Source organism: Echinicola salinicaeni (genome assembly GCF_014280965.1).
Lineage (GTDB): Bacteria > Bacteroidota > Bacteroidia > Cytophagales > Cyclobacteriaceae > Echinicola > Echinicola salinicaeni.
In genome coordinates this window covers 37,318-59,815 of sequence record NZ_JACODZ010000012.1, presented here as the reverse complement: position 1 = coordinate 59,815, position 22,498 = coordinate 37,318, and the positions used below count along the sequence as shown (strand labels likewise).

The 22,498-nt window shown below is 38.3% G+C and carries 17 protein-coding genes; 13 read left to right on the top strand and 4 right to left on the bottom strand.

Annotated features, from left to right (window positions below; translation table 11 throughout):
- Positions 1-143 precede the first annotated feature (143 nt).
- Positions 144-476: a YbaB/EbfC family nucleoid-associated protein gene (locus H7U17_RS19450; RefSeq protein WP_186758518.1), complete on the top strand. Its 333-nt coding sequence runs from the start codon at positions 144-146 to the stop codon at positions 474-476.
- Positions 476-1,483 (top strand): glycosyltransferase family 2 protein, encoded by a 1,008-nt coding sequence (locus H7U17_RS19445; protein ID WP_186758517.1) that lies wholly within the window; start codon positions 476-478, stop codon positions 1,481-1,483. Before H7U17_RS19450 ends, H7U17_RS19445 begins: the two co-directional genes overlap by 1 nt.
- Here the strand turns inward: H7U17_RS19445 and H7U17_RS19440 are convergent.
- Positions 1,480-1,698 carry a PspC domain-containing protein gene (locus H7U17_RS19440; protein WP_186758516.1) on the bottom strand — a complete coding sequence of 73 codons (219 nt, stop codon included), beginning with the start codon at positions 1,696-1,698 and terminating at the stop codon, positions 1,480-1,482. The genes H7U17_RS19445 and H7U17_RS19440 overlap by 4 nt on opposite strands.
- A 44-nt stretch (positions 1,699-1,742) precedes the next feature.
- Here H7U17_RS19440 and H7U17_RS19435 point away from each other — a divergent pair, with 44 nt between their 5' ends.
- The 4 genes from H7U17_RS19435 (at position 1,743) to H7U17_RS19420 (ending at position 6,277) form a co-directional block, all read left to right on the top strand.
- Complete coding sequence (locus H7U17_RS19435; RefSeq protein WP_186758515.1) at positions 1,743-3,584, top strand: tetratricopeptide repeat protein; 1,842 nt, start codon at positions 1,743-1,745, stop codon at positions 3,582-3,584.
- A 183-nt stretch (positions 3,585-3,767) separates the two neighbouring features.
- Positions 3,768-4,748, top strand: coding sequence for an isoaspartyl peptidase/L-asparaginase family protein (locus H7U17_RS19430; RefSeq protein WP_186758514.1), 981 nt, complete (start codon positions 3,768-3,770; stop codon positions 4,746-4,748).
- 5 nt (positions 4,749-4,753) lie between these two features.
- Complete coding sequence (locus tag H7U17_RS19425; protein WP_186758513.1) at positions 4,754-5,494, top strand: copper homeostasis protein CutC; 741 nt, start codon at positions 4,754-4,756, stop codon at positions 5,492-5,494.
- Positions 5,495-5,815: 321 nt separating this feature from the next.
- Positions 5,816-6,277: a CBS domain-containing protein gene (locus H7U17_RS19420; protein ID WP_186758512.1), complete on the top strand. Its 462-nt coding sequence runs from the start codon at positions 5,816-5,818 to the stop codon at positions 6,275-6,277.
- A gap of 24 nt (positions 6,278-6,301) precedes the next feature.
- Here the strand turns inward: H7U17_RS19420 and H7U17_RS19415 are convergent, their stop codons facing one another.
- Positions 6,302-7,102, bottom strand: coding sequence for a YdcF family protein (locus H7U17_RS19415; protein ID WP_317172778.1), 801 nt, complete (start codon positions 7,100-7,102; stop codon positions 6,302-6,304).
- Positions 7,103-7,225: 123 nt separating this feature from the next.
- Between H7U17_RS19415 and H7U17_RS19410 the strand changes: the two genes are divergently transcribed.
- Both H7U17_RS19410 and H7U17_RS19405 read left to right on the top strand, forming a co-directional pair.
- Positions 7,226-10,441: a UvrD-helicase domain-containing protein gene (locus H7U17_RS19410; RefSeq protein ID WP_186758511.1), complete on the top strand. Its 3,216-nt coding sequence runs from the start codon at positions 7,226-7,228 to the stop codon at positions 10,439-10,441.
- Between the two features lies 1 nt (position 10,442).
- Positions 10,443-13,304: a PD-(D/E)XK nuclease family protein gene (locus tag H7U17_RS19405; protein WP_186758510.1), complete on the top strand. Its 2,862-nt coding sequence runs from the start codon at positions 10,443-10,445 to the stop codon at positions 13,302-13,304.
- A gap of 80 nt (positions 13,305-13,384) precedes the next feature.
- Here H7U17_RS19405 and H7U17_RS19400 read toward each other — a convergent pair whose 3' ends face one another.
- Positions 13,385-13,837, bottom strand: a complete 453-nt coding sequence (locus tag H7U17_RS19400) for a YciI family protein (protein ID WP_186758509.1) — start codon at positions 13,835-13,837, stop codon at positions 13,385-13,387.
- Positions 13,838-14,572: 735 nt separating this feature from the next.
- On the opposite strand from H7U17_RS19400, the gene H7U17_RS20680 reads away from it, so the two are divergent.
- The 4 genes from H7U17_RS20680 (at position 14,573) to H7U17_RS19380 (ending at position 18,366) form a co-directional block, all read left to right on the top strand.
- The gene (locus H7U17_RS20680; RefSeq protein ID WP_230981504.1) at positions 14,573-15,751 is read left to right on the top strand and encodes a response regulator; all 1,179 of its coding nucleotides are present in this window, start codon (positions 14,573-14,575) and stop codon (positions 15,749-15,751) included.
- A 72-nt stretch (positions 15,752-15,823) separates the two neighbouring features.
- Complete coding sequence (locus H7U17_RS19390) at positions 15,824-16,621, top strand: MlaE family ABC transporter permease (RefSeq protein WP_186758508.1); 798 nt, start codon at positions 15,824-15,826, stop codon at positions 16,619-16,621.
- Positions 16,622-16,624: 3 nt separating this feature from the next.
- Positions 16,625-17,374, top strand: coding sequence for an ABC transporter ATP-binding protein (locus tag H7U17_RS19385; protein WP_186758507.1), 750 nt, complete (start codon positions 16,625-16,627; stop codon positions 17,372-17,374).
- The gene (locus H7U17_RS19380; RefSeq protein WP_186758506.1) at positions 17,374-18,366 is read left to right on the top strand and encodes an MlaD family protein; all 993 of its coding nucleotides are present in this window, start codon (positions 17,374-17,376) and stop codon (positions 18,364-18,366) included. Before H7U17_RS19385 ends, H7U17_RS19380 begins: the two co-directional genes overlap by 1 nt.
- A gap of 148 nt (positions 18,367-18,514) precedes the next feature.
- Here the strand turns inward: H7U17_RS19380 and H7U17_RS19375 are convergent, their stop codons facing one another.
- Positions 18,515-19,510 (bottom strand): endonuclease/exonuclease/phosphatase family protein, encoded by a 996-nt coding sequence (locus H7U17_RS19375; protein WP_230981502.1) that lies wholly within the window; start codon positions 19,508-19,510, stop codon positions 18,515-18,517.
- Positions 19,511-19,719: 209 nt separating this feature from the next.
- Here H7U17_RS19375 and acnA point away from each other — a divergent pair, with 209 nt between their 5' ends.
- On the top strand, positions 19,720-22,497 hold the full coding sequence (gene acnA / locus H7U17_RS19370; RefSeq protein WP_186758504.1) for an aconitate hydratase AcnA: 2,778 nt from the start codon (positions 19,720-19,722) through the stop codon (positions 22,495-22,497).
- The last annotated feature ends 1 nt before the right edge of the window (position 22,498 follow it).

Here is a 22,498-nt window from a genome sequence, read left to right as displayed (position 1 = left end):
AAAGACAGGCTTTTTACTAAGGATAAACTTATTTAAAATAATGTATGAGATATGTCATTTTGAACAGGTCGCATTACCTTTTCATTGTTGAAAATAGTTCTTGTAAATGCCTTATATTTAGAACAAAAATAATTAGCTGAGATATGTTTGACTTTATGAATATCATGAATAAGGTGAAGGAAGCTCAGGCCAAGATCAAGGAGAAGCAGGCCGAGTTAGTTCACCTTACTGCCGAGGGAGAAGCAGGAGCAGGAATGGTAAAGGTAATAGTAAATGGCCACAGAAAAGTGGTGGATATTATCATTGACGATAGTCTTTTTACACCGGAGGATAAGGATATGTTGAAAGACTTGATCGTTGCGGCCACCAATAAGGCTTTTGAAAGTATTGAGATACAAATCAAAGAGGAAATGAAAAAGGCCACAGAAGGCATGATGCCAAATATTCCAGGTATGGATTTTGGTAATATGGTTTAATGAAAAAGGCGGCCATTGTCATACTGAACTATAATGGGAAGGAGATGTTAGAGGAATTCCTTCCCGTTATTATTCGAAACAGTAGTTTTGAAATTATAATAGCTGATAATGCTAGTACTGATGAATCAGCAAATTTTTTAAAGTTCCAATTTCCGCAATTACGTACGATTATTCTTTCCTCCAACTTCGGATTCAGTGGAGGTTATAATGAAGCTTTAGCCAAAATTCAAGGTGAGTTTAAGTATTATATTCTTTTAAATTCAGATGTAGAAGTTAGCCCAAATTGGGATATTGAATTAGTAGACTGGCTAGAAGCCCATGCTGAATATGCTGCTGTTCAACCCAAGATCCTGTCTCAACAGGCTAAAGAGTACTTTGATTATGCTGGTGCCGGAGGTGGTTATATCGATCGGCTGGGTTTTCCTTTTTGCAGGGGCAGGGTATTGAATACGATTGAAAAGGATCAGGGGCAGTATAATGATGTTGTTCAGGTTGATTGGGTCTCAGGTGCTTGTTTTGCGATTCGTGCAGAAATATTCCATGAATTGGGCGGGTTTGAAGATGCTTTTTTTGCCCATATGGAGGAAATAGATTTATGTTGGAGAATGAACCTAAATGGTCATAGGTTAGGCTATTTAGGATATGTGAATGTCTTTCATGTTGGGGGAGGGACACTTTCTAGAAATAGTCCTTATAAAACTTACCTTAATTTTAGAAATAACTTATTAATGCTATACAAGAATCTCAATTCTTGGGGATTTTTTAAAGTGATGCTAGTAAGGGTGTTTTTTGATCTTACTGCTATTCTATACTTGTTTATCGGCGGAAAAACCGATCATGCTAAAAAGGTAATTACGGCCTATAACGACTTCTATAAAATGCGGAATCAAATCCGAAAAACGCCTCCTTTGGCATCAAAATTGCCCTTCCAAAATGTCGGTAAAAAAGTCAATTCAATTATCTTGACTTACTACCTAAAAGGGAAAAAAATATACACTCGGATTTAATCAAATAAAATAGGGTTATTACTCTTTCTGAAATACTTTCTTACTTTCAACATCATTGCCATGACTACATAAATGATTACAGGAGAGCCAAGAGTAATAAAAGAAGTATAAATAAAGAACAACCGAATGCTGTCGATAGGGAAATTAAGTCTTTCACCTAGTTTGGAACAAACGCCAAATGCCCTGTCTTCGAAGAATATTTTCAGTTTTTCCATTTTTATGAGATTTAATTTAAAGTGATAAAAGTAGTGAAAATATAATGAATATTCCAATAAATCAGCCTATGCTGAAAGAGATTATGAAACATTCTTATAAGTATTTAATACTTTGTATTACAGTGGTTTTCTCAGCCTGCAATACTCGTTCCATTTTTGATACGGCTGGTCAGCCTAAGATTTCAGTGGATAAGGATCCTTTGGTTTTACATAAGGATTCCATACAGTTTACCTTGAAAGCCAGTATACCTGGAGGCTTGGTGTCTGAGAAAAGTAATTACACACTTTTGCCAGAGTATGAATATGGAGAGGGGGCTCTGCCTTTAGAAGAAATAACACTAACTGTGGAGGATTTGGCCGGAAAGGGACAAGCTGTAGAAATTATAAAGGAAATGTCTTTTCCCTATATGGAAGGAATGGACAGGGGTAAACTTAGGGTAAAAGGTTTGATGGAAGAGGTGGAATCCGGAAATAGTTTTACCACACCGTATATCGATTTGGCAGAAGGAATCATCAGTACGCCAAAGTTAAGTAGGGTCGGGCAGTTTGCTCCCGGAGAGAATATTCCTGATGTGGGGGCATATATGAGTTATGAAGGGGAGTTTGGAAATATGTCTTCTCATGAAACTTCATTTTTCTTTGAAAAAGAAGGAACTGATATAAATCCTTCCATCAATAATAATGTGTTTGAAGAGGAATTGGAAAAGCTCGTGGCTATGGATGAAGAAATCAACCAGATCCTGATTAGTGGAATGGCTTCTCCTGATGAATCTAACTACGATTTGTTGGCTGCAAAACGTGCTCAAGCGCTGGAGGTTTATATTAAAGAAGCTTTGGAGAAAGCTGGATATGGTTTTGAGACGAATGATATTGCATTTGAATTGATCAAAAAAGAACCTGACTGGTTAATGTTCAGGTATCTGTTGAGAACTTTTGATAAAATTGATATGAATGAGAGGGATAAATATTTTGATATCATTTATGCTGATGATTCATATAGTACCAAGGTAATGGCGATGAAAGAATTGCCCTCCTACACACAGTTCTCAAGGGAGAAGTTCCAAGAAATGCAAATGGCACAGATTGCTTTTACAATGGATAAAGAACCACGAGATGACCCGGAAATTTCAGCCTTGGCCAATAAATATATTAACGGAACTGCAGTAGGAGATGAGTTGACAGAGGCTGAGTTAGCCAGAGCTGCTGAATTTAACCCTGGATTGAATGAAAAGCAGATAATTTATGAAGCCATGTTAGACAAGAGAGCATCAGCTTTGGCATATAATAATCTCGGGGTAGTTTACCTCAATCAAGCCCATAGAATGATAAAGGTAAGCGATAAGAATAGGAAGGTGAATGAAGCGATGAAGCTTTTTAGGATGGCCAATGATATTAGAGAGACTGCCCATGCCACCCATAATATGGGGCAGGCCTATCTGATGTGGGAGGATTATGGTGCAGCTTATTTGGAGATATCCAGAGCCAATGCCCTTTCTAGAGAAGATTCGTTATTCAATAGTTTTAATGAAGGAAAAAGAGGGGCGATTGATATTATAAGGGGAGATTATAAATTGGCTACAATTCGTTTGGACAAGGCACCAGAGACTGCTACCAATCTGTTTAACAAAGGGTTGGCGTATTATTTGGCCCAAGAATATGCTGAGGCCGGGGTGGCTTTTGAAGAGAGTGCCTTGCAAAATATGGAGTTTGGGTATGCTTTCTATGGATTGGCCATGGTTGCTGCTGAGAATAACGATGAAGAGAGATTGTACGAAAATCTCAAAAAGGCCGTTCAAAGAAGTCCTTATCTGAAAAGAAGGGCTGCCACGGATATGGAATTTGAAGACTATTTTTCAAAACCAGAGTTTAGGGAAGCGATAAGATGATAAAATAGGTAATCTACGAAAAGCACTTCAAGTCAGATGAAGTGCTTTTTTGTTTTGGTACTTAAGGAAAAAATATTGATATATCGATTTAGTTATTCGAAAAAATAGTATAATGAAAAATGTTATTTCTGTTTAAAATTTTCTAATTTTCGTCACGAAGATCACTTTATAGTTAAGTTAAATATGTCTAATAGAAGAAAATTCCTCAAAAATACATTATTGTCATCTGCGCTTATTCTTCCAGGAACCATGCGTCCTGAATTATCATTTGGAGCAAGCAGAAAAAAAGATAAGCATAAGCCATTGATTCTTTCAACTTGGAATCATGGAATGGCTGCTAATGATAAGGCGTGGGAAGTATTAGGGAATACTGGAAATATAGTGGATGCTGTGGAGCAGGGGGTAATGGTGACAGAATCAGACCTGACGAATTTATCTGTTGGTTTGCAAGGTCTGCCCGACAGGGAAGGGATTGTCACATTAGATGCTTCGATTATGAAGGGGGACGGTTCTTGTGGTTCTGTGTGTTTTGTGAGGCAGGTGAAGCATCCTATTACACTAGCTAGAAAGGTAATGGAAGATACTCCACATGTAATGCTAGCGGGTGAAGGTGCACGTCAGTATGCCATGGAACTGGGTATGCCCATTGAAAAGGAAGAAATGAGTCCAGCGGCCAAGAAGGCTTATGAAAAATGGAAGGAGAAATCTGAATACAAACCGATTATTAATATTGAGAACCATGATACCATTGGGATGATCGGAATGGATAAAGATGGTAACTTGGCCGGGTCATGCACTACCAGTGGACTTGCATATAAGATGCATGGAAGGGTAGGCGATAGTCCTATTATTGGTGCGGGATTGTATGTGGATAATGAAGTAGGGGCTGCCACTGCCACGGGATTGGGAGAATCTATCATTAAGATTTGTGGTAGTTTTCTTATTGTGGAATTGATGCGCCAAGGAAGGACTCCACAGGAAGCTTGTGAAGAAGCCGTTAGAAGATTGATCAAAAAGAATAAAGGAATAGAAGGGATACAGGCTGGTTTCTTAGCAATTAACAAAGAAGGAGAGCATGGTGCTTATGCTGTTCATCCTGGATTTAATTATGCCATGCACCATAAAGGAGGAAAATCATTGATTGATTCAAAAAGTAAATTTTAATAGATATGTCTTCGTTGATTTTAGAAGCTCCGGTTTTTACTGTAGAGGCAGCATTGAAAGCTGCCGAATATGGTATTGATAGGTTGGAGCTATGTGCTGACTTTCTGGAAGGAGGTGAGACACCCAGCGCTGGAACACTAAAACTTATTAAGGAAAAGGTAGATATACCTGTTTTCGTTATGATCAGGCCCCGAGGAGGAGACTTTGTTTATACCAATGAGGAGCTTGAGGTAATGAAAGAAGATATTAAGGTCTTGAAGGGGCTTGGTGCTGATGGATTTGTTTTTGGGGTGCTGACTCCGATGGGGGAAGTTAATATTGGTGCTTGTGAACAATTGATAGAGGCGAGTGGTGGATTGCCATGTACCTTTCACCGGGCATTCGATGCATCAAGAAACTTGGAAAAATCTTTGGAAGCAGTAATTGAATGCGGATTTAGAAGAATCTTGACTTCTGGCGGAAAAAATACAGTTACAGAAGGTATGGATATGATAAATAGGCTCCTAGAGAAGGCAGGAAACCGAATCGTGATTATGCCAGGAGGAGGGATGAACCCTGATTTGGTTACTCCGCTCTCAGTTTCTGGAAACCTTAAGGAAATCCATGCTAGCTGCAAGGTGTGGAGGAACTCTTTTAGCGAGTATTGGAATAAGGACTTGCTCTTAAGTTCTGTGCCAGCGTATCAGGATAAAGTGTTGTCTGTAAGTAAAGAAGAAGTTGAAAAATTCCTGAAGGTGATAAAATGAACACCCGTTGGTGGTGGCTTTAGTAAATAAAAGTAATAATGCATATAAAAGGTTTCACTAGCAAAAGGTTGGTGAAACCTTTGTTTGTCAAGCACTATTTCTTCCTGTGCTATTGCTGTTTAATTTTTTGTTTTGCTAATATTAAACTTCTGTCTGATCATATTTTTAGTGCTAAAAACCTTGTTATAATCGATTTATTGTATGTGGTGTATGTTGTTTAATTACTAGTTTTTAATATTGTTTATTTTAGTAATTGTGTTTTTATATTTTGATTATAGGTGATTTGTTACTATATTATTGGATACACTAAACCCAGAAATTATGGTAAAAAGCTTTCAAGGAGTCAGGCTTGCCGAGCCAAAGAAATCCCCCGAACAGGCTGTATTGGTTCAAGATCATATGAGTACAAATCTTGTTACCTTTCATCCTGATGATCCAATTGATTATGTGATTGAAGTCCTCACCCAAAAGAAGATATCAGGAGCACCAGTGGTAGATGATTTTCAAAATCTTGTTGGAATGATATCCGAGGTGGATTGCTTAAAGGAGATCATAAAAGGTAAGTACAATAACACACCAAGGATAGCAGGGAAGGTCAGGGAACACATGAGTAAAGATGTAATTACTATGGACCCAGAGCTAACCATTTTTGATGCTGCCCACAAGTTTTTAGAGCTTAAAATCAGAAGGTTCCCTGTCTTAAAGGATGGGAAGCTGACGGGACAAATCAGCCTGAGTGATATTATCAGGGCTATACCCAAGCTTAAATCCACAACTTGGTAGTTTACTTTAAAGTAAACTACTTTTTTATATATAGCCTACCAGTTTATAAACCGTCAGACCAATCCACTCTTTAAATAGCTTATGCCAAATAATAAATCCTTCAGGAGCTGGAGTAAAGAGGGATTTAAAAGTTACTTTCATATCATGGGAATAATAGTCCACAGGAAAGATTTTTGTTTTAAGGCCAACTTTATCAAAGCATGCTTTAGCCCTATTCATGTGAAAAGCAGAGGTGATCAATAAGTTATCATTTTCAATATCAAAATCTGAATCAGTCAGCATTTCTTTTGTAAATAATGCGTTTTGCCGTGTGTTAACAGCCTTGTTCTCCACAATGATATCTTCTGCAGGAACTCCAGCAATTATCATGAAATCCGCTAAAAGTTGTGCTTCTGTATTGGGATTGGTAGGGTTAAGGCCTTGCCCTCCAGTAATGAGTATGTGCTTTATTTTTCCCAATTTATAAAGTTGCATGGCTTGGGTTGCCCTATCTGCTCCCTTATTGAAAAAAGTCCTATCATTAACTGTTTTGTCCAGATTAGTTACACCTGTAAGTACAATTCCGAGTTCGTATTCAGGTAAGTCGGCAATAAGTTCAAAATCAGGTTCCCAAGCATTCATTACTGCGTTGGAAATAAATTGATTAGAAAAGAAAAGCATCAGAGATATTCCCAATATTAGGCATGTTTTGCCTAATTTCTTTTTTCTAAGAATATAAGCAAGGATAAATAGGCTTATGACAATGGTAAGAGGCATTGCTAAAAATGTGAGGAATTGGGCAAGGTAAAAGAACATATGATTATAGATTCGTCTTGGAGTTTTCAAAACATGAAATTAAGGTTTAATATTAATTTAAAGCTATTTCATTAATTAATTATGACAGTCTATGTCCTCCATTTTTATAATCCGAAAAAATACTCTTGTTTTGTCTAAATTGTTTGAATGCCCATGGATGATAAGCCATTTATTATTTATAAGTCTTCTGCTGGCTCAGGTAAAACCTATACACTTACCTTGGAATATTTGAAGCTAGCTTTAGCAAATGAAACAGCCTTTAAATCTATTTTGGCTGTTACCTTTACCAATAAGGCTACCCAAGAAATGAAAAGTAGGATTTTAGAAGAACTTGCCCGTTTAAAAGGGGAGGTAAATCCTAATGAGTTTTTGGATCAAGAGCTGATGAAGCACTTGGAGATGGATGTCCCGGAGCTCCAAGATAGATCAGCTAAAGTTCTAAGTGCAATTCTGCATGATTATGCGCAGTTTTCAGTCAGTACCATTGATAGTTTTTTCCAGAAGGTGGTTCGGGCTTTTGCGAGGGAAATAGATTTGCAGGCCAAGTTTGATGTGGCGCTTGATCAAGAGGCCGTTTTGGAGCAGGTAGTGGATCGGGTAGTCCAAAATGTGCTAGAAGACCAATATTTGCATAAATGGTTAGTAGATTATGCCTTGACCCAGATTCAAAATGGTAAATCTTGGGATATTAGGTCCAATATCAAATCCTTGGGCAGGGAAATTTTCACTGAAAATTTCAAACAATACCAACAGTTTATTAGGGAGTTCCTGTCGGAAGAGGAGAATTTAGTAGCTTTTAAGGAGTATTTGGAGGAAAGGAAAAAGGAAATTATTAATAATTCCTTGGAGGTACGGAAAAAGGCAAATGAAATCAGGCAGCAATTCGGCTTGGAGTGGGCTGATTTTTCGAGAGGATTTGCCAGTAAATTTGACAAATTGGGAATAAAAGAGGAGCCTGTTCCTGAACTCACAGGGCCTCAGAAGGAGATGGTACATGATGAATCCAAATGGGCTACCAAGAGCAGTAAGCAGAGGGAGGCTATATTTTCTGCCTATCATGCTGGGTTGGGGGAAATGTGGGGTCAATTGATCCCCATGCGGGCTGAATGGCTGACCTTTGAGGCAATCAATAAAAACTTTTATGCATACGGCTTATTCAGAAACCTTTTGGATGAATTGAGAGAATTCAAGGATGAGGAAAATCTTTTGATGATATCCGATGCCAATGATTTTCTAAAGGAGATCACCAAAGAGAATGATGCACCATTTATTTATGAGAAAGTTGGGAATAAATATCGCCATTTTTTGATAGATGAATTCCAGGATACTTCAGGCTTTCAGTGGGAAAGCTTTAAACCACTATTAGAGAATTCACTTGCGCAAGGAAATAAAAACCTCTTGGTTGGAGATGTAAAGCAGTCAATATACAGATGGAGAGGAGGAGATATGAAATTATTGTTGGAAAAAGTGGAGGAAGATATTGGGGCCAGGCAAATAGCAGTTAAAAATCTGGATACCAATTACCGGAGTTTACCGAATATTGTTGATTTCAATAATGCGTTATTTAAGTTATTGCCTGAGCAACTACAGCAGAGTTTTTACAAACAAATAGGTTTGGATGGGGGAGATATCTTGAATAAAGCCTATGAAGATGTGGCTCAAAAGGTATCAGGGAGAAAATCAAGTGTTGCTTATAAGGGAAAAGTACGCATGGAATTCTTGGAAGAAACTCGGCAAGAAGAAGTCAAATTCAAGGATAAAGTGGTAGAAAGGCTTCCTGAAATGGTTATGAAACTTCAGGATAAAGGCTATGAACCAAAGGATATTGCTTTTTTGGTCAGGCGGAAAAGTGAAGGGGCTATGATTGCTGATGCACTTATGGCATATAAATCAGAAAACCCTGAACTAGGGTATAATTTTGAGGTGGTTTCAGATGAGTCCATGTTTTTGGATAAGGCAGCGACCGTCAAGGCATTGATTGCGGGCTTACAGTTTTTAATGGATCCAGATGATAAGGTGCCTTTTCAAACCATGTGGTTTTACTGGTGCAGTTTGCATCAGCGGGAAATAGGTCATGATGTTTTTGGAGATGAAGCACATCCTGCTTGGTTAGAAAAGAAAATACAGGCTTTTACATCAAGACAATCGGATCTTCGCCAACTTCCATTGTTTGAAATGGTAGAGGAGCTCATCGTATTATTGGATTTTTATGATTTAAAAGAAGAGCTGGCCTATATTTCTGGTTTTAAAGAAGCAGTATATGATTATGTGCTCAATAGTCGAGCAGATTTAGTAGGTTTTCTTGCTTGGTGGGAGGAAAACAGATCCAAGCGTACCGTCAAAATCCCTGAAGGCCATAATGCTATGTCCATTATGACTATTCATAAATCCAAGGGACTACAGTTCAAAGTAGTGCTTATGCCGTTTTTGAGTTGGGAAATAGTGGACTTTAAAAAAGACAATATCATCTGGTCTCCATTTAAAGATGCAGCGCATAATATGCAAGCTATCATTCCTTTAACTTTGAGGAAAGAATTAGCAGAATCTGTCTTCCAGCCTATCCACGAAGAAGAGGTGACTATGGCCTACCTGGACACTTTAAATATGATTTATGTGGCCTTAACCAGAGCTGAAGAGGTGCTTTGGACATTAAGTCCATTTAAGATTTTGAAAACTGCTCCATCACTAAATCCGATAGAAAATAATATTAAACTCATCTTTGAAAATGGTCAACTGAAGAGCGAAAATGAGGATTTAACAGCGTTTTATGACCAAGAAGAAAAAGTGTTTGACTGGGGAGAATGGCCAGACGATAGCAATGAGGGAGGAGGTTTAGTGAAATCACCAATTGAGCAGTTCACTTGGAATTATAGGGGCTGGACAGATTTGCTTAAGGTAAAGACCAATGCTGTTGATTTTAGTGAAGAGGGGTTAAACCAAAGACAAAAGCGGAATTTTGGTCTATTGATCCATGAATTATTAGAACAGTCTCGAAATAAAAAAGATGCCTTCAGCTTTTTACAGTCCTATTATTTTGAAGGGAGGCTGGATATGGATGAAAAGTTGATTGTGGAGGAACAGTTGGAAAAGCTATTTTCCAATAAAACTTTCAATGACTGGTTTGAAGGTCCAGGTGAAATGCTCACTGAGCAAGGTATTATTTTACCTGGTGGTAAACAGAAAAGGCCTGATAGGGTGATTTTGCTTGAGAATGGTGCCATTGTAGTTGATTTCAAAACTGGAGAGGAAAAGAAACAATATTCCAAGCAGGTGAAAGGTTATATAGAACTCCTTGGAGACTTGGGGCATGAAATGGTAAAGGGCTATTTGTGTTATCTGGAAACGGGCAAAATAATTGAAGTAAAGTGATATGCAGGGATTTCTAAAAGATACCGCTAAGGATTTGCTGGATAAATATCCGGATTTAAAAGAAGTAACGGTCATTCTTCCCAACAGGAGGGCTGGCTTGTTTTTTACCAAATATCTTGGCCAATTAATTAGCCAACCGATGTGGGTGCCTGCTGTAAGAACCATAGAGGACTTGTTTTACGAATTGGCTGGACAAAGACCCACCGATCAACTCAGTCTAATTTTTGAGCTATATAAGGTATATAAGGAATTACAGTCAGACCCCGAGCCATTTGATAGGTTTTATTATTGGGGGGAAATGATTCTTAAGGATTTCAATGATATCGACCAGTTTTTGGTAGATCATAAAAAAATATACAGCCTACTTTCAGATATTAAATCCATTGAATCAGATTTAAGTTTCCTGACTAATGATCAAATCGATTTAATCAAACAATTTTGGAAATCTTTTGAAAGAGAAGGCAGGGGGCATCAGGATAAGTTTTTACGGTTTTGGCAGCTTTTGACTCGTTTATATGAAAGGTTTCAAGAGGAATTGAACGTTTTAGGATATGCTTATTCCGGTAAGGTGTATAGGAAGGTAGCGGAAGAGTTGGACAGTTTAGAGGTGCCATCTAAGCAATTTGTTTTTGTGGGTTTCAATGCTTTTACCGGTACGGAAGAAAAGCTAGTTAAGCATTTTGTGGCTAAATTCGGTGCAGAGATTTATTGGGATTTGGATGCTTACTATACTTTAAATCCACAACAAGAGGCGGGGCTGTTTTTTAGGGATTATCGAAAGGATAAAATCCTAGGGCCGACCTTTCCGAAAGAAATACCGGAAAATATTAGCTCCAAATCAGCCAAGGTTAAAGTGTATGTTACCCCCCTAAAGGTTAATCAGGCCAATTTGATAGGGAGGATACTGGATGAGGTTGTGCCCGGTGAAAACCTGGAAGAAACTGTAGTGATACTTCCGGATGAACAATTGTTGTTTCCGGTGATGCACCAGCTTCCTTCACATATAGACCTTGTCAATGTCACCATGGGTTATCCTGTGAGAAATGCGCCAGTGTATGCTTTTTTGGAATCTTTATTGGATTTGCAGCGGTATGTCAAGCTGGAGGGTTCCAAGGTGTATTTTTATCATCAGGTGGTAAAAGATTTGCTGTCTTCAAGTTATTTAAAAACAGGAAAGGAAGTATTCGTCAAACAGTTATTGGAAAGAATCCAGAAGCAAAATCAACTTTATATCAGTCAAGAGGATTTAGCGGAGGGAGGAGAATTTTATGCGCTTGTGTTCCAGCGCTTGGGCCCAGATCAGCTTTTTGATTATTTGGAGTCTTTAATGATTAGTTTGGCCAATCAGCTCAAGGAAGATACCTTACAGGGTAGTTACCTTTACCAATGCTATAAGCAGCTAATAAGGCTTAAGGAGATATTTGAGTCCCAGTCGGAGATAGATTTTAACCTCAATTTCTTTATTAGGTTATTCAGGCAAATATTCAAGGAAGTCAGGTTGCCATTTGACGGGGAACCATTGGCAGGCCTTCAGGTTATGGGAGTTCTTGAGTCCAGGAACCTTGATTTTAGAAGGGTGATTATTGCCAATATGAATGAAGGGAGTTTCCCTCCGTCTACAGCGCTAAACTCTTTGGTACCTTTTAATCTCCGGAGGGCCTTTGGTTTGCCTGTACAGGAGCAGAATGATGCTATTTATGCCTATACATTCTATAGGTTGCTTCATAAGGCTGAGGAAGTACATATGATTTATTCTACGGCTGCAGATCAAGGTAAAGTAGGAGAAAAAAGCCGTTATATTCAGCAACTGATGGCAGAAATGCCCATTGAAATAGAGGAGGAAGTGGTGTTTGTTCCTGTAGACCTGCAGCAGTTAAAAGAGATAAGTATTCCAAAGACTCCCGAAGTCATTGCGCTTTTGGAGAAGTATGTGCTGCAGGAAAACGGTCAATCACTTACGGCTTTTTCACCTTCCGCATTTAGTGTCTGGTTGGACTGTAAACTCAAGTTTTATTTCCAGTACCTGGCCAATATCAAGGAAAAGGAAAAAGTGGAAGAAGAGGTCAGTGCCTCTGTATTTGGTAATTTGGCGCATTATAGCCTTGAATTCTTGTATAAAGGTTTTATAGAAAGAAAGAAAAGAAAGTTGGTAGAAAAGGATGATTTTGATCAATTGTCCAAATATATCTTTCCTGCAATAGAAAAGGCTATTCGAGATTTTTACCACCTAGATGCAGCGGCAGACACCAAATTGACGGGGCAAATGGCTATTGTAAGGGATGTACTGCAAAAGTATATCGTAGCCTTGCTGGACTTGGATAAAGCCGGAGCACCATTCGAACTAGTGAGCTTGGAGAAGGACATGCGCTATCAAGCAGAAGTGCCTATCGAGGTAAATGGGCGTTCTTATGAAATTGCTATTAGGGGGATTATTGACAGGGTAGATAAGCAAGGAGCTGTAGTCCGCTTGATTGATTATAAGTCAGGTAAAGACCAAAAAGATTTTCCATCTGTATCATCCTTATTTGACAGGGAGCATCCCAAGCGAAATAAAGCGGCTATGCAAACTATGATATATGGTATGTTATATCAGGAGAAATTTCCTGGAAACCGACTTGCTCTTAAGCCTGCTATCTACAATTTAAGGGAGATATTTAGCAAGGATTTTAACCCTTATTTACAATTAAAGGAGGGTAGGGGTAAGGCTAAGGAAATAGATGATTATCGTGATTACCAGGAAGAATTTGAGGAGGGGCTTAAAGGCTTGCTCCAAGAGATTTTTGATAAGGATATTCCATTTAGTCAAACAGAAGAGTGGGAAAAATGTAAATATTGTCCTTATAAGGAGATTTGCGGAAGGTAATATTCCAAGAAAAAATTGAATAGTTATTGGCTGGGGAAATAATTTCCCAGCCATGTTTTTTTTTGCTAAGGTTTCAATTTTTAAATCTCAATTTTTTGAATCTTTTCATGAATTTCCGGTATAGCCATGACAGCTGCTGATCCGTACCATTCTAGTAATTCCAAGGTCAAAACTCCAGCCTTTACCGCTGGATCTTCACTGGTCAGTTTTTCTGCTTCTTCCAGATTGTCTACATCGAAAAGGAAGATTCCACGGAGTTCTCCCTCACCAAAAAATGGCCCTGCCAAGACCAGTTTTTTTGCCTCTGCCATTTTTCCAATATGAGCCATATGACCTTGCTGGATTTTGTCTCTTTCTTCCTTAGAATAGTTCGCTACTTCTGGTCCTCTTTTTAGGAATGCCATGACGTATTTCTTCATTCCATAATCATCTGCTTTGTATTTTTCAGCAAGCCCTGGATCGTATTTGTCCTGACCGAATCCTGCTAAACTTAAGACTAGGAAAAGGGGAATCAATATTGCTAATTTTCTCATGATTGGTAAGGGTTAGTTTTTATGATCTGTTGATTATTTACTGGTGAAATTTAACTGGTTTATATGGTTAAAATTACCTGTTTTGTTTTTTTTCTTTTGAACCATCTTTACGAATTTTTCCAGTTTTATACCAGTCTTTTAAAATGTGGTAATTGATTACTTAGAATCATCTCATGGAAAATACCTAATAGTTTTAATAAAATGAAGGCAAACGTCTTGCATTTTTTAGCACAGCTATATGATGGGTGTAGGATGGATTTTGTAAATGGGGGACCAATTAAAAATGTGAGCATTGAATTGAAAGAGGGGGAGAAGAGGTAGATAGTTACTGAAGATGGTGAAGGTCTATTCTTGATCAAAAACTGTGAGTAGTGCCTAGAGTAATGCTTATAGCCACCTAGGGAAAGGAGGCTTTGCTAGAGCGGATATCGGGTCGGGAAGGCAGTTATAGGTCCGCTAAATAGGGAGAATATCCATAAAAGAGGCTTCTATAAAAGATGATAAATACCAAAGGAAGAATTGTTTTAGTACGAAGATTAATGATTATAATGTGGTTTAATAAGTGTTGTTTAAGTTATTGAAAAATAGTTATTTAAAATAATTTTAGTTAAGTCTAAATAAGTCTAGGCTAAAAAAATTAGTTGAAGCTAAATCAAAATAAGCCTTTGTTAAGGGCCATTGGGTGGTCCATTTTTGGAGATATTTTTTTATCTTAGTTCCTTACTAAAAACAGGAATGAAATCTAGTTATAGAATCCCCTTAATATATATATTGATAGGAAGCACATGGGTGGCTTTTTCATCTCTTTACTTAGGGGAAATTTTAGAAGAGATAGGAGTTGCCAGGTATATTTGGATAGAAGTTTTTAAGGCAGTCTTTTTTGTTATTGTTTCAGGTATTCTGATTTACTTTCTTGTGGACCGGGCTTTGGAGCGAGAGCGTAATTTGTGGAGTAGTTATTTTTCCATGTTTATGCATAGTCCAATATATAAGTGGTTAGTAAGAAAAGATGGGCAGACTATCTACGCTGTGAACCATGTCGCAGAGCAATATTTTGAATCTGAGAGAAGTGGTAAAAAAAACCTAAAGTTTAATGAGGTTATAGCATTAACTGATGAGGATAATGAAAAGATTTTTGAAGGGGATAATTGCCTTATCCAAGATGTAAAAGTGAGGGATATAAATGGTGGTTTAAGGGTCCTTGATCTATATACAATTTCTCTCAAAGTTGATGGTCAAGAATTCATAGTTGTCACTGCTGTGGATAATACAGACCTGAGGAAAACCTTAAGAGAAAAGACACAGCTTAATACAGATCTTCGGAAACAAAATGAACTCTTAAAAAAGTACTCATATATTAATTCTCATAACCTTAGACGACCTCTTTCAAATATACTTGGGATAATCAATTTGATTGATTCAAATGAAAAAAAGTCGGTGGATGTAATAGGTCTTCTCAAACAATCTTCTGAGCAATTGGATATTGAAGTAAGAAAGATGAATGAGATTTTAAATGGTGAAAAGCTACAAGTAGAAATGTCAGATAAAATCAAAAGGAATCAGGTTAAGTCGGTCCTTGTAGTGGATGATGATAAGGTTCAACATATGATCAATAAGAGGATTCTTCTTAAGTGCAATCCTGATTTAGAATTGTACTTTTTTGATAATCCAGTAGAAGCTTTAGAGTGGATCAAGAATAATCCGGTTGACCAACTTTTTTTGGATATTAATATGCCTGAAATGAAGGGTTGGGAGTTTTTGGATCATCTTGTTGATTTGGGCATATATGTAGATGTAAAAATGCTTTCTTCTTCCATAGATCCTAGAGATGAAGAAAAAAGTAAACAATATGATATGATAAGTGGTTTTTTGACGAAACCTTTAAAGAAAGAGATCTTGAATGATATACTTTAGGATTAAATTATCGGAATTATATAAAGCCTAATCTATCTAAAATTATTAGTTTCGCACTTTCATTAATTGTCTATGGCTGATAAATCAACTAAAAACGAAAATATCATAAGTCCCAAGATAGATAAAACGTTGTTGGCACTGACGGATGCCTTTGCTTTTGTCAAAAGGTTCTTTGTGGAGGTTTGGTTACCTCCATATGAATTTAAAGAAGTAATCCGACAGTGTTATAAGATAGGTTATAATTCTTTGGCCTTGATTTCTTTGACAGGTTTTATCGTTGGGATAGTATTTACCAATCAATCTAGGCCCTCACTATCGGAGTTTGGGGCAACATCTTGGTTGCCAGCATTGATTTCCATTGCCATTGTAAGAGCTATGGGACCTTTGGTGACAGCTTTGATTGCTGCCGGAAAAGTAGGTTCAAGCATAGGTGCTGAAATTGGTTCGATGAAAGTTACCGAACAGATAGACGCTATGGAGGTATCTGCTACTAACCCTTTTAAGTTTTTGGTGGTGACTCGTGTGCTAGCTTCGACATTCATGATTCCAATTTTGGTGATGTATACGGATTTTGTAGCATTGATGGGTGCATTTTTATCCGTGCATAGCAAGGAAATGGTAAGTATTAACACCTTTTTTGTACAGGTATTTGAAGCAATTTCCTTTCTTGATATATTTTCCTCCATCATCAAGTCCCTTGTTTTTGGTTTTACTATCGGAATCGTGGGCTGTTATAAAGGATACCACTCTTCCAAAGGTACTGAGGGAGTAGGAAAGGCTGCGAACGCAGCAGTGGTTTTGGCCATGTTCTTGATATTTATCGAGGAATTGTTGGCATTGCAGATCGTTAACTTTTTGAGAATGTCATAAGTTATGAGGGAAAAAGTAGTTGAGGTAAGAGGACTTAAGAAATCATTCGGAGATTTGGATGTATTGACAGGAGTGGACCTTGATTTGTACAAGGGTGAGAACGTGGTGGTTTTGGGAAAATCAGGTACAGGAAAATCTGTATTGATCAAGATAATGGTAGGGTTGCTGACCCAAGATGAGGGAATTATGAATGTTTTGGGAGATGAGGTGTCTAACCTTACAGCAAAACAATTGAATGACCTGAGATTAAAAATTGGTTTTTCCTTCCAAGCAAGTGCCTTGTATGATAGTATGACCGTAAGGGAGAATCTTGAATTTCCTTTGGTGAGAAATGTGAAAGGACTTAGTAAAGCTGAAAAGAATAAGATGGTTGAAGAAGTGCTGGATGCAGTAGGACTTTTACAAACCATCAACCAAATGCCTTCTGAACTTTCTGGGGGCCAAAGAAAGCGGATAGGTATTGCGAGGACCTTGATCTTGAAGCCTGAAATCATGCTTTATGATGAGCCTACCGCTGGCTTGGATCCAATTACTTGTAGTGATATCAATAACTTGATAAATGAGGTTAGGGAAAATTTCAATACTTCCTCTATCATCATTACCCATGATTTGACCTGTGCAAAGGATACAGGAGACCGGGTGGCAGTATTATTGGACGGCGTGTTTGGCGCTGAAGGAAAGTTTGAGGAAGTTTTCAATAATCCTCAAGATCAAAGAGTGAAATCATTTTATGACTATAATTTCATTGTGTAATGAGAAATGATAATAAAAAATCAGTTATTGTTGGGATCTTCGTATTGATTGGGATCATTATTATGGTAACTGGAATATTGACCTTGGGTGCCCAGCAAAAGGTTTTTGTAAAAAGTTACAAACTGAAGGCCGTATTTGATGATGTCGAAGGTTTGCAGACTGGGAATAATATTTGGTTTTCTGGGGTGAAAATCGGTACAGTGTCGAAAATTAGATTTTATGGAGATTCCCAAGTGGAAATCGAAATGAATGTGGATGCCAATACCCAGGACTTTATCCGAAAAGATTCCAAGGCTACCATTAGTTCAGATGGTTTGATCGGTAATAAAATCATTGTCATTTATGGAGGAACTACCCAGGCGCCAGCAATTGAAGATGGGGACCGGCTAGAGGCAATAATGCCTTTGGATACAGATAGTATGATGGAAACCCTTCAAGAAAATAATGAAAACTTAGTTTCCATAACTAATGACTTGAAAGTGCTTACAGGAAAGATCGCCAAAGGAGAAGGCATAGTAGGAGCAGTTTTGACAGATAGTTTATTGGCTGAGAACTTCAGACAAATGATGGCCAACTTAGAGCAAACTGCCGTAAATAGTAATCAACTTACTGCAGATCTTAAAAAGTTTTCTTCAAGCTTAGAAAAAGAAGGTACATTAATGTATGAGCTGGCCAATGATACCAGCATCTTTGCCAGCTTGAAAAGCACTGCCTCCAAATTGGAAAAAACCACCGATGAGGCGTCTTTAGCAGCTTCCAATATCAATGAGGCTACCGGAAAATTGAATTCCACAGATAATGCCCTTGGGATGCTTTTGAACGATGAGGAGTTTGCAGCCTATATAAAAGAAAGCCTTGCCAATGCAGAGGTAACCACAGAATTATTGAATGAAAATCTTGAAGCCTTGAAATATGCTTGGATCATGAGAAAAGCGCATAAAAGAAAAGAAAAAGCCGAGGCCAAAGAAGCTGAAGCTGCAGCCCAAGAATAAGGGTATAAGGAAAAAATAGAACAAAATAGGGTGTCCAGATACATGGTCACCCTATTTTTATTTTAAGATGTTTTGAAATAAGGTCTGAGGCCTGAATACGGTTCAAGTGATTTAGGTGTCAGTTGATGTGTTTTTTTGCTTGTTTAGATTAGAATTCAATCCCGCTAATTATTTTTTCTTGGGCTTCAATTTTGTCTTCTTGGTCGGCTTTTAATTGCTCATTTTCCATTGATTTATCCAATACCAGTTCGACACTGATAGGAAAATGATCTGAACCTATGGACGGCTGAACTTTCAGTTTTTTTACTTTGAAGTGTTTACTGACAAAGATATGATCCAGTGGCCATCTCAGCATAGGATAATTGGCATGAAATGTATTGAACATCCCACGACCTATTCTCGGATCGCCCAAACCACTTATTTTGAGAAATAGTTCTGTAGTGTAGCTCCAAGCCACATCATTCAAATCTCCCATTATAATACATGGTTTGTTATAGGCTTTGGCTTTTTTGCCAACCAATAGAATTTCAGCATCACGTTCGGTACTATGGGTGTTTTCTCCGGGAACTGGTGGCGTAGGGTGAATGCCATAAATTCTGATCATCTGATGACCTAAGTCCAAGTCCGTAAAAATGGAGGGGACCTCATTATCGATTAAATAATTAATAGAAGTGTTTTTTAAGGGGATTTTAGAATAAAAAAGCAATCCATAGGTATTGTTTTTGGGTAGTTCTATATAGTGAGGGTAATCTGTTTTAAGGCTTGCCATGGCATCGGCCCAAGCTTGGTCCGTTTCTACCAACATAAATACATCAGGAGACTGTTTTTTGATCAGTTTCATGCATTTTGTAAAATTCTTATTGTATTGGTAGACATTGGCCGTAAGTAGTGACAGTGTTGTTTTTTCATCTTTTTTGGCAGAGTTCACCATTTTGGTACTGAAAGGAGAATAGGGAATTATTTGCTTCAATAGGTAAAAAAAGAGTAGGATAAGCACAGTTAAAATACCAAAATCCACTTGTGTTAATTTATTGTAATCCTCAAAAAACCAGAATACTATTAAGGTTAATATCAATATAAGCTTTTGGAAGCGCGGATAGTCAAAAACCCTAAAAGTCCAATAGTCTTTTTTTACTAATGGCATGAGACTTGCGCAAATTATTATTATCGAAAAAATATATAAAACTACTTTCATTTAATTTTAGGATCAGGTGATTCTTTAGGCCTTTTGTCAGGAAATTTCCCTTGATTAATGGAATTACAATTAACGAAAAAAACTTAAATTAAGGAATCAATCTGTTTTTGAGGTAGTTATCTATAAGTAAGTCTTTTTAACCAATAATCTTCAAACATATGCCATTAGACCCATATAAAATCAAAAGTAAACTTGAATCAGCAAAAGGGAACTTGACCTACTGGAGTCTAGAGAAACTTCAAGAGCAAGGTTTTAAGATTAATCAACTTCCATTCTCTATTAGAATTCTTTTGGAGAATGCCCTAAGGAATTTTGATGATTTTGCTATTACGAAGGAACATACAGAAACCTTATTGGGCTGGAAGCCTGAGGCGAGTGATAAAGATGTTCCTTACAAACCTGCAAGGGTATTAATGCAGGATTTTACAGGAGTACCTGCAGTTGTGGATATTGCTTCACTAAGGGCTGAGGCAGTTAGAAAAGGTAAGGATCCCAACAAAATCAACCCCCTTATTCCCGTGGATCTCGTAGTCGACCATTCGGTTCAAGTGGATTACTTCGGAACCAATTATTCCTATAAGAAAAATGTGGACGTAGAGTATGAAAGAAATGGAGAGCGGTATGAGTTTTTGAAATGGGCACAAAAGTCTTTTGACAATTTTTCGGTAGTTCCCCCAGGAATGGGGATTTGCCATCAGGTAAACCTTGAATACCTGGCACAAGGTGTAATAGCCAGAGATGGTCAGGTTTTCCCTGATACATTGGTGGGAACAGACTCCCATACCCCGATGGTAAACGGAATAGGAGTAGTTGGATGGGGGGTAGGAGGAATTGAAGCTGAGGCAGCCATACTGGGCCAGCCTATTTATTTTATTATGCCTGAGGTGGTAGGATTGAAGCTTACAGGAAAATTGCCCCTAGGGACAACTGCTACTGATATGGTATTGACCATCACCGAGCTGTTGAGAAAGCATGGTGTGGTAGGGAAGTTTGTGGAGGTATTTGGGCCAGGATTGGATCACCTAACTGTCCCAGATAGGGCCACTATTTCCAATATGTCTCCTGAGTTTGGCTGTACGGTGACCTATTTCCCGATCGATGACCGCACCTTGGATTATATGTCCAAGACTAACCGCCCAAAAGATCAAATACAATTGGTGGAAGACTATGCCAAGGCCAATATGCTTTGGCGGGAGAATGAAGAACTTATTCACTACAGTAGCCTGGTAGAATTGGATTTAAGTACGGTTGAACCTACCGTTTCAGGTCCAAAGCGGCCACAGGACAAAATATTAGTGAGGAATTTTAAGCAGAAGTTTGGGGAGTTGCTTGAGGAGGTCCATGGAAGGGAATATATCCCAATTGACAAGAGGGATAAAAGCCGTTGGTTTGGGGAAGGAGGCAGTCAACCTGCCCATAAGGCTGGAGATCTACCGGAAGATGTAGAAATAGCAACCAAAACCAAAAATGGCCTCAAAACTGTGGAGGTAAAGATCAATAATGAAGAATTTGCTTTATCTGATGGTAGTATAGTGATTGCTGCGATTACTTCTTGTACGAATACTTCCAATCCAAGTGTGATGATAGGTGCCGGTCTGGTCGCTCAAAAGGCCAGGGAGCGAGGCCTGGATGTAAAGCCTTGGGTCAAGACTTCACTTGCACCAGGCTCCAAGGTGGTGACCGACTATTTAAAAACATCAGGACTTTTGGATGATTTGGAAGCGCTAAGATTTCATGTGGTAGGTTATGGCTGTACTTCCTGTATTGGTAATTCAGGTCCTTTGCCCAGGCATATTGCCCATGCTGTGGAAGAAAATGATTTGGTAGTGGCTTCAGTACTATCTGGTAACAGGAATTTCGAAGCTAGGGTACATCCACAGGTTAAAATGAATTATCTGATGTCCCCTATGCTGGTCGTGGCCTATGCGCTTGCAGGTAGGGTGGATGTAGATTTAAATAATGAACCACTTGGCTATGACCCTAATTTAGAGCCTGTTTACCTGAAGGATATCTGGCCTAGTAATGACGAAATTTTTGAGGTGATGGGCAAGGTGCTCAGCCCTGGGGACTTTGAGAAAAATTACGGGGAAATCTTTGAAGGAAATGAGCAATGGAAGGCCCTTGAAGCACCTGATGACCAGGTTTACCAGTGGTCAAATAAATCAACTTATATCAAGGAAGCCCCATTCTTTAAAGGAATTTCCAGTGAAGTGCCAGCACCCAAGGATATTGAAAATAGTCATGTACTATTGAAATTGGGTGATTCTATTACCACAGATCATATTTCTCCAGCAGGTGCCTTTGCAGCCACTTCCCCAGCAGGAGAGTATCTTGTTGGTAGAGGAGTGGAGAAGAAGGATTTTAATTCTTATGGTTCTAGAAGAGGGAATGATGAAGTTATGGTCAGGGGAACCTTTGCCAATGTCAGGATAAAAAATCAATTAGCTAGTCAAGAAGGAGGTTATACGACCCATATTCCTTCTGGTGAAGAAATGACTGTTTTCGAAGGTGCGGAAAAATATATTTCAGCGAATACACCTTTGGTGGTTTTGGCTGGCAAGGAATATGGTAGTGGTTCTTCAAGGGACTGGGCAGCAAAGGGAACCAATCTTTTAGGAATCAAGGCGGTTATTGCAGAAAGCTATGAAAGAATTCACAGGTCTAATTTGGTGGGAATGGGTGTATTGCCTTTACAGTATGCTGAAGGTCAATCTGCCGAAGAATTGGGGCTGGATGGCAAGGAAAAAATCAGTATTAAAGGAATCAGTGATGAGCTTAGGCCTTTGAAAAAATTACAGGTGGAGGCTGAAAAGGATAGTGGTGCCAAAATCAATTTTGAGGTGGTATGTAGGTTGGACTCAGATATAGAGGTGGCCTATTATAAAAACGGTGGGATTCTACATTATGTCCTCAGGCAATTTTTAAAGCAGGATTGAT

What these genes read in the sequence shown, in the direction of transcription:
- H7U17_RS19420 (WP_186758512.1), top strand. Translation starts at nt 5,816, where the DNA reads ATGGTAAAAAGCTTTCAAGGAGTCAGGCTTGCCGAGCCAAAGAAATCC.
- H7U17_RS19450 (WP_186758518.1), top strand. Translation starts at nt 144, where the DNA reads ATGTTTGACTTTATGAATATCATGAATAAGGTGAAGGAAGCTCAGGCC.
- acnA (WP_186758504.1), top strand. Translation starts at nt 19,720, where the DNA reads ATGCCATTAGACCCATATAAAATCAAAAGTAAACTTGAATCAGCAAAA.
- H7U17_RS19410 (WP_186758511.1), top strand. Translation starts at nt 7,226, where the DNA reads ATGGATGATAAGCCATTTATTATTTATAAGTCTTCTGCTGGCTCAGGT.
- H7U17_RS19425 (WP_186758513.1), top strand. Translation starts at nt 4,754, where the DNA reads ATGTCTTCGTTGATTTTAGAAGCTCCGGTTTTTACTGTAGAGGCAGCA.
- H7U17_RS19405 (WP_186758510.1), top strand. Translation starts at nt 10,443, where the DNA reads ATGCAGGGATTTCTAAAAGATACCGCTAAGGATTTGCTGGATAAATAT.
- H7U17_RS19400 (WP_186758509.1), bottom strand. Translation starts at nt 13,837, where the DNA reads ATGAGAAAATTAGCAATATTGATTCCCCTTTTCCTAGTCTTAAGTTTA.
- H7U17_RS19385 (WP_186758507.1), top strand. Translation starts at nt 16,625, where the DNA reads ATGAGGGAAAAAGTAGTTGAGGTAAGAGGACTTAAGAAATCATTCGGA.
- H7U17_RS19435 (WP_186758515.1), top strand. Translation starts at nt 1,743, where the DNA reads ATGAATATTCCAATAAATCAGCCTATGCTGAAAGAGATTATGAAACAT.
- H7U17_RS20680 (WP_230981504.1), top strand. Translation starts at nt 14,573, where the DNA reads ATGAAATCTAGTTATAGAATCCCCTTAATATATATATTGATAGGAAGC.
- H7U17_RS19445 (WP_186758517.1), top strand. Translation starts at nt 476, where the DNA reads ATGAAAAAGGCGGCCATTGTCATACTGAACTATAATGGGAAGGAGATG.
- H7U17_RS19430 (WP_186758514.1), top strand. Translation starts at nt 3,768, where the DNA reads ATGTCTAATAGAAGAAAATTCCTCAAAAATACATTATTGTCATCTGCG.
- H7U17_RS19390 (WP_186758508.1), top strand. Translation starts at nt 15,824, where the DNA reads ATGGCTGATAAATCAACTAAAAACGAAAATATCATAAGTCCCAAGATA.
- H7U17_RS19440 (WP_186758516.1), bottom strand. Translation starts at nt 1,698, where the DNA reads ATGGAAAAACTGAAAATATTCTTCGAAGACAGGGCATTTGGCGTTTGT.
- H7U17_RS19375 (WP_230981502.1), bottom strand. Translation starts at nt 19,510, where the DNA reads ATGCCATTAGTAAAAAAAGACTATTGGACTTTTAGGGTTTTTGACTAT.
- H7U17_RS19380 (WP_186758506.1), top strand. Translation starts at nt 17,374, where the DNA reads ATGAGAAATGATAATAAAAAATCAGTTATTGTTGGGATCTTCGTATTG.